This is a genomic window from Erwinia sp. 198 (assembly GCF_003937915.1).
Classification (GTDB): Bacteria; Pseudomonadota; Gammaproteobacteria; order Enterobacterales; family Enterobacteriaceae; genus Erwinia; species Erwinia aeris.
In genome coordinates, this window is record NZ_RHUM01000009.1 from 200371 (window position 1) to 215427 (window position 15057).

13 protein-coding genes and 1 pseudogene are annotated in these 15057 nt (G+C 53.2%); 9 read left to right on the top strand and 5 right to left on the bottom strand.

The annotated features are described in order from the left end of the window. Positions 1-84: 84 nt before the first annotated feature. Both tyrS and pdxY read left to right on the top strand, forming a co-directional pair. Positions 85-1359: a tyrosine--tRNA ligase gene (tyrS, locus tag EGK14_RS14525; protein WP_125289801.1), complete on the top strand. Its 1275-nt coding sequence runs from the start codon at positions 85-87 to the stop codon at positions 1357-1359. A gap of 93 nt (positions 1360-1452) precedes the next feature. Continuing rightward, the gene (gene pdxY, locus EGK14_RS14530; protein ID WP_125289802.1) at positions 1453-2313 is read left to right on the top strand and encodes a pyridoxal kinase PdxY; all 861 of its coding nucleotides are present in this window, start codon (positions 1453-1455) and stop codon (positions 2311-2313) included. Between the two features lie 32 nt (positions 2314-2345). Here the strand turns inward: pdxY and EGK14_RS14535 are convergent, their stop codons facing one another. Together EGK14_RS14535 and gstA are read right to left on the bottom strand one after the other, a co-directional pair. Beyond that, positions 2346-3086, bottom strand: coding sequence for an NADPH-dependent oxidoreductase (locus tag EGK14_RS14535; RefSeq protein WP_125289803.1), 741 nt, complete (start codon positions 3084-3086; stop codon positions 2346-2348). 86 nt (positions 3087-3172) lie between these two features. After that, positions 3173-3778: a glutathione transferase GstA gene (gstA, locus tag EGK14_RS14540; RefSeq protein WP_125289804.1), complete on the bottom strand. Its 606-nt coding sequence runs from the start codon at positions 3776-3778 to the stop codon at positions 3173-3175. A 425-nt stretch (positions 3779-4203) separates the two neighbouring features. Between gstA and EGK14_RS14545 the strand changes: the two genes are divergently transcribed. Further along, a complete protein-coding gene (locus tag EGK14_RS14545) occupies positions 4204-4821 on the top strand; it encodes a glutathione S-transferase family protein (RefSeq protein WP_125289805.1) in 618 nt (205 codons plus the stop codon). Positions 4822-5055: 234 nt separating this feature from the next. On the opposite strand, the gene dtpA is transcribed toward EGK14_RS14545, so the two are convergent. Then, positions 5056-6519: a dipeptide/tripeptide permease DtpA gene (dtpA, locus tag EGK14_RS14550; protein ID WP_125289806.1), complete on the bottom strand. Its 1464-nt coding sequence runs from the start codon at positions 6517-6519 to the stop codon at positions 5056-5058. 606 nt (positions 6520-7125) lie between these two features. On the opposite strand from dtpA, the gene EGK14_RS14555 reads away from it, so the two are divergent. Together EGK14_RS14555 and EGK14_RS14560 are read left to right on the top strand one after the other, a co-directional pair. Further along, positions 7126-8577 (top strand): flagellin, encoded by a 1452-nt coding sequence (locus EGK14_RS14555; RefSeq protein WP_125289807.1) that lies wholly within the window; start codon positions 7126-7128, stop codon positions 8575-8577. A gap of 105 nt (positions 8578-8682) precedes the next feature. Beyond that, positions 8683-9126 (top strand): annotated as a pseudogene (locus EGK14_RS14560) (SDR family oxidoreductase); the annotation flags it as partial. Between the two features lie 199 nt (positions 9127-9325). Here the strand turns inward: EGK14_RS14560 and EGK14_RS14565 are convergent. Continuing rightward, complete coding sequence (locus EGK14_RS14565) at positions 9326-10066, bottom strand: SDR family oxidoreductase (protein WP_125289808.1); 741 nt, start codon at positions 10064-10066, stop codon at positions 9326-9328. 156 nt (positions 10067-10222) lie between these two features. Continuing rightward, positions 10223-11074, bottom strand: coding sequence for a LysR family transcriptional regulator (locus EGK14_RS14570; RefSeq protein ID WP_125289809.1), 852 nt, complete (start codon positions 11072-11074; stop codon positions 10223-10225). Positions 11075-11517: 443 nt separating this feature from the next. On the opposite strand from EGK14_RS14570, the gene EGK14_RS14575 reads away from it, so the two are divergent. From EGK14_RS14575 to EGK14_RS14590, 4 genes are all read left to right on the top strand, one after another. Beyond that, a complete protein-coding gene (locus tag EGK14_RS14575) occupies positions 11518-12024 on the top strand; it encodes an ATP-binding protein (protein WP_125289810.1) in 507 nt (168 codons plus the stop codon). A gap of 258 nt (positions 12025-12282) precedes the next feature. Next, complete coding sequence (locus EGK14_RS14580) at positions 12283-12885, top strand: LysE family translocator (RefSeq protein WP_125289811.1); 603 nt, start codon at positions 12283-12285, stop codon at positions 12883-12885. Between the two features lie 669 nt (positions 12886-13554). Beyond that, the gene (locus EGK14_RS14585; protein WP_125289812.1) at positions 13555-14307 is read left to right on the top strand and encodes an NAD(P)-dependent oxidoreductase; all 753 of its coding nucleotides are present in this window, start codon (positions 13555-13557) and stop codon (positions 14305-14307) included. A 211-nt stretch (positions 14308-14518) separates the two neighbouring features. Beyond that, positions 14519-14956, top strand: a complete 438-nt coding sequence (locus EGK14_RS14590; protein ID WP_125289813.1) for a VOC family protein — start codon at positions 14519-14521, stop codon at positions 14954-14956. The last annotated feature ends 101 nt before the right edge of the window (positions 14957-15057 follow it).

Genomic DNA, 15057 nt, shown 5'->3' on the forward strand with positions numbered 1-15057 from the left:
TTCTATACCCCTTTTTTTCATCCGCTAGCCAGCGGAAAGCTGTGTACCAGCAAAGGTGCAGACTTTTTTTACACGGAGTCACAGATGGGCAGCAGTAACCTGATTAAACAATTGCAAGAGCGTGGCCTGGTCGCCCAGGTAACGGATGAGGAAGCGTTAGCAGAGCGGCTGGCGCAAGGGCCAATCGCGCTCTATTGCGGCTTCGATCCGACCGCGGACAGCTTGCATTTGGGCCATCTGGTCCCGCTTCTCTGCCTGAAGCGCTTCCAGGATGCCGGCCACCGCCCGGTGGCGCTGGTGGGCGGCGCGACCGGCCTGATCGGCGATCCGAGCTTTAAGGCGGCCGAGCGCAAGCTGAACACCGCGGATACCGTTAACGAATGGGTGGAAAAGATCCGCGGTCAGGTCGCGCCTTTCCTGAACTTCGACTGCGGCGACAACAGCGCCGTAGCGGCCAATAACTACGACTGGTTCGGCAGCATGAACGTGCTGACTTTTCTGCGCGATATCGGCAAGCACTTCTCCGTTAATCAGATGATTAATAAAGAAGCGGTGAAGCAGCGCCTGAACCGTGACGACCAGGGCATCTCCTTTACCGAGTTTTCCTACAATCTGCTGCAGGGCTACGACTTCGCCTGCCTGAACGAGCGCTACGGCGTGGCGTTGCAGATTGGCGGCTCCGACCAGTGGGGCAACATCACCTCCGGTATCGATCTGACTCGTCGTCTGCATCAGAATCAGGTGTTTGGCCTGACCGTCCCGCTGATCACCAAGTCCGACGGCACTAAGTTCGGTAAAACCGAAGGTGGCGCGGTCTGGCTGGACGCGAAGAAAACCAGCCCGTACAAATTCTACCAGTTCTGGATCAATACCGCGGACGCCGACGTATACCGCTTCCTGAAGTTCTTTACCTTTATGAGCATTGAAGAAATCAATGCGCTGGAAGAAGAGGACAAAAACAGCGGCAAAGCGCCTCGCGCCCAGTATGTGCTGGCGGAGCAGGTCACGAAGCTGGTGCACGGCGAAGAAGGTCTGACCGCCGCACAGCGTATTACCAAAAGCCTCTTTTCCGGCAGCCTGGCGGAAATGACCGAAGCGGACTTTGAGCAGCTGGCGCAGGACGGGATGCCGTTTGTCGAGCTGGAGTCGGGTCAGGATCTGCAGCAGGCAATGGTCGATGGCGATCTGGCGCCGTCTCGCGGCCAGGCGCGTAAGCTGATCGAATCGAAAGCGGTAAGTATCAACGGTGACGTACAGCTCAGCGCGGAATACGCCTTTGTACCGGCAGATCGCCTGTTTAATCGCTTTACGCTGCTGCGCCGTGGTAAAAAGAACTACTGTCTGATCGTCTGGAAATAATGCTTCAGGCGTGAACAGACAAAGGCGCGTCCTGAAGCTCGGGCGCGCCAGCCCGCTTTTAAGCATCCGTCCCTTTTTTCCGGCAAGGTTTCCATGAAAAACATTCTTTCCGTTCAGTCGCACACCGTTTTCGGCCATGCCGGCAACAGCGCCTCGGAATTCCCCATGCGCCGCATGGGCGCAAACGTTTGGCCCCTGAATACCGTACAGTTTTCTAATCATACCCAGTACGGCCAGTGGACCGGCGTGGTCATGCCTGCCAGCCACCTGACCGATATCGTCAGCGGCATTGCGGCTATTGACCGGCTGAAAACCTGTGATGCCGTGCTCAGCGGCTATCTTGGCTCCGCAGAGCAGGGCGAGCAGATCCTCGAAATCGTTCGTCAGGTGAAAGCGGCTAATCCCGACGCCTGGTACTTCTGCGATCCGGTGATGGGTCATCCTGAAAAGGGCTGCATCGTCGCGCCCGGCGTCGCGGAGTTTCATGCCCGTAGCGCGCTGCCCGCCAGCGATATTATTGCGCCGAACCTGCTGGAGCTGGAGCTGCTCAGCGGTCATGAGGTCAACAGCGTGGAGCAGGCTATCGCCACCGCGCGCGAGCTGATCGCCAAAGGGCCGAAAATCGTGCTGGTGAAGCATCTGGCGCGGGCAGGCCAGCGCAGCGATCGCTTTGAAATGCTGCTGGTTACGGCGGATGAGGCCTGGCATATCAGCCGTCCGCTGGTGGATTTTGGCGTGCGTCAGCCGGTAGGCGTCGGCGATCTGACCAGCGGGCTGCTGCTGGTGGATCTGCTGCATGGTCTGGGGCTAAAGGAGGCGTTGGAGCACATTACGGCGGCGGTCTATGAAGTGATGCTGAAAACCCATGAGATGGGTGAGTACGAGCTTCAGCTGGTGGCGGCTCAGGACAGTATTGCCAATCCCCAGCAGCATTTTGATGCGGTAAAACTTTGATATTGCCGGGCTGAAAGCAGCCCGGCACCTCATTATTTCTCGTTGCCGAAGCCCTGCTTAAGCAGCGCGGACAGCACGTCCGGGAAATAGATATTTTGATAGTAGCCGGAAACGCTCTCGCTCCAGCTTTCGCCGTCCTGGCGGCCGATATTCTGCCAGTGCTGCACCATTTCCTGGTTATACGCCGCGATGTTTTCCTGCAGGCCTTCGGTACTGTAGCGCTCTTCGTGACGGAAAGTGCTCAGCGGCAGGCGGGGTTTCTGATGCGCCGGCTCGTCCACATAGCCAAGCGCCAGCCCGACTACAGGGAAAGTCAGATCGGGAAGATGCAGCAGCTCAATCATCGCCTGCGGATCGCGACGGATGCCGCCAATCGGCACAATGCCCAGGCCTTCAGCCCGCGCTGCCGTCATCACGGCGCCCAGCGCAATGCCGACGTCGGTCGCGCCGGACACCACGCTTTCAATACTCTGCTGGGCAATCTGCTCTTTATCGATGGCCGCCATCGCCTGCTGGCTTTTATGCATATCCAGCACAAAGGTGATAAACAGCGGCGCTTTGGCAATCCACGGCTGGCCGCCGGCAATAGCGGAAATCTTGCCGCGAGCTTCAGGATTGCGCGTAATAACCAGCGACACCTGCTGTGAGTTCACCGAGGTTGGCGCACGGTAGGCGGACGCAACAAGACGATCGAGGATAGCGTCATCAATCGGACGATCGGTAAAGCTGCGCTCGCTTTTATGGGCGGTAAGGATATCAATTACGGAACTCATAGTACCTCCAGATGTAATAGCCGCAGAGTATAAGGCATTGCCGCTACGCGGTTTAACACCTTATGCGCTGGCTCATCCGCAGGCCCTCAGCTCAGTCCTTCCGCCTCTAAAGCCTCAATTACCGATGGTCGTGCCGCAACGCGCTGAAACCAGCCTTCCAGCGCCGACAGGCTGGCTATATTCAGCTTCAGCAATTTCGCCCAGCGCATTACGGTAAACAGATAGGCATCAGCGGCGCTGAAATGCAGGCCCGACAGCCACTGTTTGTCTTTCAGCTCGCCGTCGATCCAGGCGAACTTTTCCTCCAGCTGCTGGCGCAATACGGCCTTGTAGTCGTCCGGCGCGGCGTCGCTGAACAGCGGCGAAAAGCCTTTATGCAGCTCCGATGAGATAAAGCTCAGCCATTCCAGCGTCTGGTAGCGCGCCAGCGTGCCGGTCGGCGCCAGCAGCTGCCGGTCGGGCTTCAGATCCGCCAGATACTGGACAATCGCTACGCCTTCGGTCAGTACGGTGCCGTCGTCAAACTGCAGCGCGGGGACTTTTCCTTTCGGGTTTATGCGACGGTAATCTTCCTGTTGCTCGGTGATCCCGGCAGCGGTATCGACCCTGACCAGCGTGAAATCCAGGCCCGTTTCCAGCATCACGATATGCGGCGAAAGCGAACAGGCACCGGGCTTAAAGAACAGTTTCATGGCGTACTCCCTGACTCAGAGGAAAAGATGTTCTTAGCTTAGTGCCGTCTGCTTAAAAAGTCAGCGGCTTTGCGTACGCGGCTGGCTTAATCGATCTCTTTTTCAGGGTGGCGCGGCTAATTGGTCTGAAATCAGGCAAGCCCGGGCAGCGCGGCGCGAGCCAGCTCCCGGAGTGCCCGCACGCGGGCGGCGATCGACTGCGTTTCCACCTCTTTAACGGTTAGCCTGGGCATGATACGGACGCGCTCCTGCAAGCCAGCGGCGGTAAAGCGCCTGTTGTCAGGCGTCCAGACACGGCGGCAAAGACTGACAGCTCATCAAGTTTATCCATCGCTGTTTCATTTTATGAAATTATGAATTGCTATCTTTGCTGGTTTACGCCGTTTTCAGCAAGAGTATGCTGGAATAAACAAAGGAGAAACGTCATGACTGCCTTAACGCTTTATGGAACGGAACTTTCGGGGCACGCGCATCGCGTCCGGCTGCTGCTGGCTATGCTGAACCTGCCGGCCACCCTGAAAGAGGCTGGTGCCGATGTCAGAAAAAGCGCCGCTTTTCTGGCACTGAACCCGCTGGGACAGGTGCCGGTGCTGGTGGATGGCGAGCACGTCATTACCGACAGCAACGCGATACTGATCTGGTTGGTAAAACGCTATGCGCCGCACAGCCAGTGGCTGCCGCAGGATCTGCATCAGCAAGCTCAGGTGCAGCAATGGCTGGGCAAAGCCGCAGGCGAAATTCGCTACGGGGTTGCCTCGGCGCGGCTGATTAAACAGTTCGGCACGCCGGAAAATTATGACTCGGCGGTCGCGACAGCGCGTAAATTTTTACCGCAGATGGAGGCACATTTAGGCGGCAAAAGCTGGCTGGTGGGCGACAGCGCGACGCTTGCCGATTTGGCCTGCTATGCCTATGTGGCCTGCGCGCCGGAAGGCGGCATTTCACTGCGCGACTATCCAGCTATTCGTCAATGGCTGCAAAACGTCGAGGCGCTGCCGGGATTTATTGCGCTGCCGCCGCTGCCGCATCCACAAGAAGCGTAACCCTGTTGCACTCCGGCGAACCTCTGGCGCGGCGCTGCATATTCAGGGAACGGCGGAACTTGTCTGGCCATAAAAGGAGGAAGGAGACGTTGCCTGGCGAACGCGTCAGAAAAAATAGTTCGCTTTCGCCAGCTGCTGCCCGCCGCCGGACTGGCAGTGGAGGTTGCCGCCTCAACGTTGGCGGTCAATAAAAAAGGGTGACGCTACGTCACCCTTTTCAGCACTAAGTTAATATCAGTTCTGCGTCATACGGTTCAGTTTAGGCGCGGTCAGCAGCATCAGAACAGCAATAACGCCGGTTACGATGCCGATCTGCAAAAAGACGTCGCCATAAACGTGCAGCGACTGCAGCGGATCGGTGATGTTTTCCGGCACCGCCATCATGTTAGCAACTTTACCGGCTACCATAGCGGCGCCCGCCGTGGTCAGGAACCAGGAGCCCATAATAAAGCCCATCAGGCGCTGCGGCACCAGCTGGGCGACCATCGCCAGGCCCAGCCCGGAGATCATCAGCTCGCCCACGCTTTGCAGCGCATAGCTCAGGATCAGCCAGCCCACCGACACAATACCCAGATCGCTGGCGAATTTCGCGCCCAGCGGCAGCACGAGGAAAGCGATGGAGCAAAGCACCATGCCCAGCGCAAACTTGTGCGGCATCGGCAGGCGATCGCCCATTTTGTTATAGATTGCCGCCAGCAGCGGGCTGAAAATCATGATCCAGAAAGGATTCAGCGCCTGATACTGCTCGGGCTGGAAGGTCAGGCCCAGGATGCTGTGCTCGACGTTGCGGATGGCAAAGAAGTTCAGCGAGGTTGGCATCTGCATATAGAGCACGAAAAACACGATGGCTTCCACCATCAGCAGAAACGCGACGATCATCTTACGGCGTGGCGCGCCCTGTAAGGCAAAAGTTTCTTTAGCGAACAGCAGCGCGATGCCGATAGCGACCACCGCCAGCAGCAGACGCGCGACGCCCTGATTGTGCAGCATCCAGGTCGCAATGACGATTAGCACCGCGATACCCACTATCGTCGCCAGCAGCTTGCCTGTCTGCAACGGCTGGAAGTCAGGCCGGGAGCCGTGATCTTTAACCCAGCGGCGGCAAATCATAAAGTTCACCAGGGTTATCAGCATCCCGACAAAAGAGAGCGAGAAGGCGACGTTCCAGCCATAGTGCGCGGCCAGCCAGGGCGTGGCCAGCATGGAGAAAAAGGAGCCGATATTGATCGCCATGTAATACATGGTGAAGGCGCCGTCCAGGCGGGGATCGTCTTTTTCATAACAGGTAGAGAGCAGCGAAGAGGGGTTCGCTTTAAACAGGCCGTTACCGACGGCAATCGTTGCCATGCCGATATAGACCATGCTGACGTCATGGCCTGACCAGGCCACCAGCGCGTAGCCCAGCGCCAGTACCAGCGTGCCCAGCACGATAACGCGTTTGGTGCCGAGTACCTTATCGCCCAGCCAGCCGCCAACGGCGATCAGGCCGTAGACCAGCGCGCTGAAAGAGGCGAACAGCGTAATAGACTGCTCTTCGGACATGCCCAGCATCTTGACGAGATAAACCGCCATGATGCCCTGTAGGCCGTAGTAACCAAAGCGTTCCCAAAGCTCAATCGAAAAAATTAAATAAAAGGAGCGGGGCTGTTTAAACGCGTTGAGGCTGGTGTTCTCAGGATGTTTGTTTGCAGTTGACACGGATACCTCTGGAGTCAATCGCCTGATTTGAAGCGAAAATTAAGTCGGTTTTCATCAGGACGGGCTTTAGCCGCATAGTTATAAATTCGGAAAATCGGCGGTTAATTTCGCCGATTGCGTGCTGTCAGGCAAGCCTTTTTTCAAATAAGGTTAAGTGCAGTTTTATTAGTGTTTATTACATTTGAAAAGCCCGCGCCTGCTATAAACTGCTTTTTTTACATAAATGTTAAACATATTGCTCTGTATTAAGATTAAGAGTTGCGCAATAAGCCCTATTAATAACCTCTACGTAACAGCCGGATACTTCTCTTACCGCAGCAAAGTTAAGCAATATTATGCGTGGTTTATGCACGCTAATTTACCAAAAACAGAGGATTATCACGTTTCTGCCGTCGCCTGACGCGACCCGACGAGCTAAAACGGCGCGGTTGAGCGCGTCATAAGTTATTAATGAGTGAAAAATAACTTATCCGATCGTGCATCATGTTGGCCTGTGGTGGGGAAGGGCGAGATTTATTTGGGTTGTGTAAAGATTAATCGCGCCGTCTAAAGCCGTTCTGGCCGCAGCCGATAACTTCACTACCTCAATAATTGTGCAGAGTGATAATGTTAACGATTTACAACAATGAAACTGCGCTGGCCACGGGCAATGCCCGAGCGGCGAACAGCTCGCTGCTGGCGCAATCTATTGAGCGGCTTTCCTCTGGTTTACGCATTAATGGCGCGCGCGACGACGCGGCGGGGCAGGCTATCGCCAACCGTATGCAGGCGAACGTCAACGCCGACAGCGTGGTAACGCGCGGCCTTAACGATGCTATCAGCTATGCACAGACGGCGGAAAGCGCGCTGGGCAATATCGGCGATATGCTGATCAAGGCAAAAAGCCTTGCGGTACGAGCGGCCAACGGCACTATGTCAGTGTCCGACCGCCAGAGCTATAACGCGGAATACCAGCAGCTGCTGGCAAGCATCAACGGCATCGCCAGCGGCACGGAAATTTTTGGACAGTTTCCTTTGGCGACCGATAAGCCGGAGCTGCCGCCGGTGCTGTTGGGCAACGTTGCGCCTATCGGCACTAAATTCCCGATAGCCGGACAAAACTACTCCTTTAACTCCGGAGTGATCTCGCTGGCGTATATTCCGGCCGGCACAACGAATATTTCCATTACCGTCGATTCCTTGAGCATGGATGACGATGTGCAGCTGTTCACGCGCGACGGCAAGCATCTGGCCGGCACGCCGATCGAAGGCGGCACGCCCGACTTTACCTGGGCCAGTAAAGGCGTTACCGATGCCGCCTCCGCGACCAGCAAGCTGATGAGCGTCGGTAACGGTTTCAGCAGCGGCGCCAGCTACGACGCTTCAGATCTGAATGAAGGCGGCCCGGCCTGGGCGTTGAACGGCAGCGAAACCTCCAGCTACAACGGGATGAGCATCACCTATAGCGGTGACGGCGATCGCTATGAAGATGCGGCCACGGGCGCGGCGAACGACGGCACGGTAACCAGCAACACCCTGGAACGGGTCAGCATTGATAACGTCAGCGAAGATCTTATTGTGGTGGTGGTTGGCAACGGCTCGTTTAACAGCAACCTGACGTGGGGCTCGTTGCCGCAGCCGACCGCCACGCCAGCGGTGCCGCCGAAACAGAGCCAGCCTTTAGAGGTAATCACCAGCGCCAACTATGGTCAGCCGATCCAGTCGGATACCCTGGGGCCGACGCCGTCCGATACCAAAACGCTGGGTCTGGACAACACCAGCCTGCTGACCGATGGTGCAATTCGTACGGCGATGGGCGCGCTGGATGCGGCATTGAATAAAGTCAGCAGCTACCGTTCCGATTATGGCTCAAAGATCAACCGCTACGAGTCAAATAAATCGGTGCTGTCACAGCAGAGTATCGCGACGCAGGCGGCACAGAGCCGCATTCAGGACGCCGACTACGCGCAGGAAGCCAGCAAGCTGGCTATGGCGCAGATCAAAGATCAGGGGCAAAACGCGGTCACGAAAATGGCCAACCAGCAGGCGCAAAACGTGCTGACGCTGCTGCGCGATTAATCCTCTTTAACGGAAAGCAGCGGATGCTTTCACCTCCTTAAAGCCTTCAACAACCCGCAAGACCGGGCGGCCCATCGCAAGGTTAGCCAACGCTGCTCGCCCCTTGATGAAGCCACCCCTGCGCATTTTGATACTGCTTTCGGTTTGAACGTGCGCGTACCGTTGTTTGCTCTCCAGGCCGCGCTTCCCCTGATGAAAACAGGCGCCAGCGTGGTATTGACAGGTTCTGTCGCCGATGTCCCTGGCACCCAGGGATATGGCGTATACGGCGCCAGTAAAGCGGCGCTTCGTTCTTTTGCCCGCACATGGACACGTGAACTCTCCGACCGGGGCATTCGAATTAATGTTGTTGCCTCCGGCCCTGTTGATCCGGAGATGATGCAGGCAGCCTCTGAAGAGCTACGCAACGGGATAATCAGCGCCATTCCATTAGCAAGAATGGGCAGGCCTGAAGAAGTTGCCAATGTAGCATTATTTCTCGCGAGTGATGAAAGTAGCTATATAGCCGGAGCAGAAATTTGTGTGGATGGTGGGCTGACACAAGTTTGACGAGGTGGTTTAAGTCTCACCATGCCGGGCAGGGCTGAATAAAGGATGAACCGGGCTAACGCCCGGTAATACTGCGATTTTGTGCTTAGCCAGGCGCTGACGTTAACGGCTGATTGCGGCCTGGCTGGTTATTCTGAATCCTAACTGTCCGGTCCGGAAAATAAACCAGGCATTTTTGAGCTGCGGTGTGCCTGTGGGGCTATTCCATGGCTGTCGGCCGAACAACGATTTCATTAATGTCGACCGTTTCCGGCTGGCCGATCGCAAATACGATAGTATTGGCAAGCGTTTCTACAGGGATCGCTATTTCATGTATCATCCTGACCTGTTCTGCTACCGCTGCATTCGTCACGCTGGACGGTAAGTCGGTATCGACCGGCCCGGGAGAAATAATCGTGCTGCGAATATTATAAGGCGTCATTTCCATACGCAGACCTTCAGACAGGGCCCTCACAGCAAACTTGGTGGCGGAATAGACCGCCGTAGTCGGACGGACGCGATGGCCAGAGAGCGAGGACACGTTGATTATGTGTCCGCTTTTTTGCACTTTCATAAAAGGAAGGGCAGCAGCGATACCGTAAAGCGTCCCTTTCAGGTTGATATCAATCGCCCGGTTCCAGTCATCAACCTGCAGCTCATCAAGACGCGAGTTTGGCATGATGCCCGCGTTATTAATAAGTACGTCGACCCGGCCAAACACCTCAACCGCTTTTTTTACCAACGCTTCGACGTCATGAAGATTTGCCACATCCGTCTGCGCTACCTCAACCTTTCCTCCTGTCGCGGTGATTTCCTCAGCCAGGGCATTAAGTTTTTCCAGGCGACGTGCGCCCAGCACGACACTGGCCCCGGCTGCGCTTAACTGGCGGGCTGTGGCTTCGCCAATACCGCTGCTGGCACCCGTGATGACAACCACTTTTCCACTGATATTACTGGTCATGGAGGATTTCCTTTATGGGCTTAAAAATAAAAAAATAAAGGATGAGGCTAGGTAAAAAAGGGTTTAAGGCCCATCCGATATGAAGTCGGGGGCGAGTATAGTCTGAGGCCTGCTTGTGCGATATTCAGTATAGCTTCATCTCAGCTATGCAAAAATTCACAAGCCATAGGCGGGTTCAATACAACTGCTCAAAAAATCGATTACGGGTGAGACGTGACTGGCATGGCGCACATCCCTGTGTACGCTCATCCAGATATCCTGAGTAAGAACGGGGCCGTCGGGCCGGGCAGGAACGAGATGATATTCTTTTGCGAGATAATCGGGCAGCAGGGCTATGCCAGCATGACCGGCTGCTGTTATAGCCTGTATACGCAGATCATTGCTGAAGAATACGACGGGGCACCCTGCACAATGTTTTTTCAGCCACGCCTGCTGTGGCGTATCTGCCACTGAATCATCATAAGCGATAACGCGTAATTCCTGCTCTGATGCAAGATACTCTGCACTGCTGTAAAGCGTAAAATTTACCTGGCCGAGCCGTCTGGTTACTACTGCTGACTCGACGGGACGAACCAGGCCAAGGGTTATGTCCGCTTCACGACGGGCAAGAGAGAGACGTTCTTTGGTTCCCGTCAGGCTTAAACGAATACGCGGATACCGTTTGTAAAAGCTGCCAATGTGCGGGGCAATAAGATTGCCCATGAAGACATGAGGTGCAGCGATAATTACATCACCTTCCACTACGCCCTGTCCCGCCCCGGAAAACCGCTCTAATGAGTATGCAGAGTCACTCATCTTCTCACCGTAGCGGGCCACCTGCCGGCCATCTTCGGTCAGAATATAAGAGCGCGGCCTCCGGTCTACCAGACGGAGATTCACAGAGGCTTCAAGGGAAGCTATTCGCCTGGCAACGGTGGCATGATCCACACCCAGTTTTTTTGCCGCTGACGCAAGCGAACCCGTTTGCGCAAAAGTTGAAAAATAGCGTAGGTCTTCCCAGTCGAACATAGGGCCTCTAAATCAGCGTAAGGATGCTACCAGCTTTTAACATTACACCTGATGCAGCGCGACATACAAACAACCCTGCAAATCATTCTTTTGCGGTTGAAGCATCTTTTCTTACAGGCGGGTTTAACACGCAATCACAATAAAAACCGGTCTGCAATAAACTCGTAAAGTCGCCGTTTCTACTTAACGAAGGTCCGCTTTTGGCACAAAGCAGACCGGTTTGGGCGTAACATCCGCTATGAGCGAGGAGCGGCATTCGGTGTATAAGTGAAAAAATTGCTGTTTTTGCATTCAGGCCCTGTTAACTTGAATGACAATGAAAGCACACTCTGTCCAATTCCATTCAATGATTATTATCACCTGTCTGACTCAGGTGGGATAACGTTCGCCATTTTCCCGCCGGTAAGGCGGGCCTTACCGGTAACAATCCAGTGAGGTAAATAATGGACACCGCTACAGTAACAACGTCAGAAAAACCCTCTTTGCACTTGTTATGTGGGAAAATTGCATCAGGCAAATCCACATTGTCAGCAAAGTTGGGATCATTACCCGGCACCATAATTGTCAGTGAAGATCATTGGCTGGCCGCCCTCTTTGCCAATGAAATGTTGTCCATATCTGATTATGTGCAGTATTCCTCAAGACTCAGAAACGCTATGAAGCCTCATCTGGTGTCACTACTCAAAGCTGGTTTATCCGTAGTTCTGGATTTTCCGGCAAACACACAAACAAATCGTGAATGGATGATGAGCATCATTAAAGAGTCAGGTGCCAGTAACAGGCTGCATTATCTGAAAGTATCTGATGAAGTATGTAAATCCCGCTTGCGCGCCCGTAATGCAGAAGGAGGACATGAATTTGCTGCCTCAGATCAACAATTTGAAACCATAACGCGCTATTTCGAAGAGCCAACAGCTGATGAAGGTTTTGATATTATTGAATACAGCTAAATTACCTTTTTGCACAAAAGCCGCCAGTTGGCGGCTTTAATAATCGTCCATCTCTTACGGTTATACAGGATACCTAAGCGAACTTAACGTCCGTTCCTGGCACATAGCGGACTAACGCAAGACCTATGTCCGCTATGAGCGAAAAGCGGACGTCAAAATAATGGCGATGGAGATGTTATGCCACATTAGACCTAACATCCCTGTTATGCAGTGCTTCGACTGGCAACATAGCAAGGCGTCACTTACTATCTTAAATCTATGGATATAAACCTTCATGGCTTTATGCCAGCGCTTCTCCCTGTAGCACTGTCACCAGGAGCAAGCTTCACTCTTGTTATGAGCAGTGCTATTGCTGGCGGTCGTAAGGGACTGCTCAGAACTCTTGCCGGGACAGCTTTGGGCATATACACCCATGCCGTTCTTATCGGGCTTGGTATAACCGCAGTGATCATATCCTCTCCGGCAACGTTTGCTGTGTTGAAAATTTCAGGGAACGTTTATCTTCTCTGGTTAGGAACCATGCTCATTCGCAGCGGCATAAGGGCAAGCCATGGAGGTCTTACTGATACAAAGCATTCGGTAACGCTGAGAGAGGCGTGGATAGCTAACGTCTTAAACCCTAAGGCCATCATTTTTTACCTGACAGTTGTTTCACAGTTCGCAGGAAAAGAGGGGGGCATCAGCAACTATCTGACGCTGGCATCAGTACACATAGTGGTCATGTGCGTGTGGCTTTTAGTTGTCAGCCGAACGCTGGTCGTTTCAGTAAAAAAAACCGCTCCCTTATTGCTTAAAAAATACGTCAACATTGCTGGCGGGATACTGCTTATTGCCTTTTCCGTACACGCTTTTGTCCATTGATAAAGCGGCTCACTGCATCGCTTTAACATAAGAGTTTTGCCCCCCTTTGAAAGGTCCTCAGCACGATTCTGGCGTATGCGGGCCTGATCCCTGTCCAAGACACTGAAAACGCCCCTGATGATTTGTGCACGGCTGCATGGCTATGCACTAAGGTGAATGATGGCCGGTCAAGACATACATTTAAAGCCTAAGCATAATCCGGTCACACATTAGTTGACGCGAGATTTGCTAACTCAACTTCTGGTACTTGCAGACATAGTACGGGCATATAGTCTGCTATGAGCGAGAAGCAGACATATTTTCATATTCCCTCCGCATTTTAACCAGCGTTCAGCCTGCCATTCTTCGTAGCCGCGGAATGGCTGGAATCAGCATATAGGAAAATGGTCTCTTTGATGGGGTATCCTCTGATGCTGGTACAAAGGCGATGAAATGGGGCGGATGCAGTATTTTAGTCATGAGATCAGAGTCACAAGCTGAAGAGGAAAAGCGAATTTCCCCGTAAAAGTATCATAAGATTTCAGATATTAGCTTCCGTGCAACCATCTAAAATGCTCACATCTGGCACCAGACCTGGGAGCCTGAAGTGCAGAGTATGCTTTTTTATATGCAAGACAGTGGCAATACGTCATACCTTATTCTGGAAGTGTCAATCAGGAGCACAATGCAATGGCAGTAACAAAGATACTCCTTACAGGTGCCAGCGGTCGTATTGGACGTACTTATTTCAGGGCAATGTGCGACAGCTATGACTTTATCCTGACAGACCTGAACAGGCCGGATTATACGATCGGTTCCCCGCACACGTTCATTCAGACAGACCTCTCGATACCAGGAGCGGCAAAAAAGCTGTTAGCCGAATCAAAGCCGGATGTAATAGTACATCTGGCAGGCATTCCCGATGCAGATTCTTCGTTCGATAAATTACTGCCCGCTAACATTTTGTCAGTTACATGGCTTTTGGAAGCTGCGGCAGCTACAACCTGTAGACGCTTTGTGTTTGCAAGCAGTGCACAGACGATTGAAGGTTATCCTGTTGATGTCCAGATACATCCAGGTATGGCGGTATCCCCGGCAAATATTTATGGCGTGACTAAATGTTACGGTGAGGCGCTGTGCTCTTTTTATGCCACTCAACACGGACTCTCATGTGTAGCTCTCAGAATAGGTGCTTTTGAACATAAAAATGCGGATGCGCTTAAAACCGCCCGTGACTACAGCGCCTGGCTAAGTCCTGAGGATGCGGTAAATCTAATAACCTGTGCCATAGAAGCTGAAAAGATTACCTTTTTTATCGGCTATGGAATTTCCAATAACCGGTTCAAGAGATTTGATCTATCTCAAACACGGGAAATGCTGGGTTATCAGCCAGCCGATGATGCTTTCCGGGAGTTTAAACCGGACGACTCATTGTTTAGATAGCGTACGCAAATAAGTCACTTATAAACAATAATCTGATTTGGCTTGTACAATATACATTAACATATCAGCTTCTGGCATGAAGGGGATGTCTGCTATGAGCGAAAAGCGGACATTCACATCTGGTAGATAGCGGGAAGTTTAATATCCTGACCTGAAGTTTACTTCAGGTTTTAGAATAAAGCTTTTGGTTCTGAATAGGTAAGTCAGAGATATGAAAGAGATAGACGTTGGTTTTACGCACGTCGCTTTTGTCGTAAGAGAATTAGATAAAAGTATTGCGTTTTATGAGCGCTATGCCGGTATGTCTGTTGTCCACCGGCGCGAACCTGATGTTCCAGATGCCCGTAAAGTTGCATGGCTAAGCGATCATACCCGCCCATTTGCGCTGGTTTTAGTTCAGGCAGACAAAGTGACTGATACCCCGTTGGGTCATTTCGGTCATCTGGGCGTTGCCTGTGCCGACCGCGAAGAAATTGACAGCAAAACAGGTATGGCCCGAGCTGAGGGCGTGTTACGCAAAGAGCCTGAAGATGCCGGAGAACCTGTGGGTTATTACGTTTTCTTCGCAGACCCTGATGGCAATACTCTGGAGCTTTCTTATGGACAGCAGGTTGGGCTCGAAGCAATCCGAAGTCGTGCTTCTGACTAACAGTGTTCTCAGATAGGCACTGTCGCAAAGATCTGGCGATGGTAAACTGATGCCATTGTTTAGTGGAAGGAGCAAGCACATGAACCCATTCAAAGGTCGAT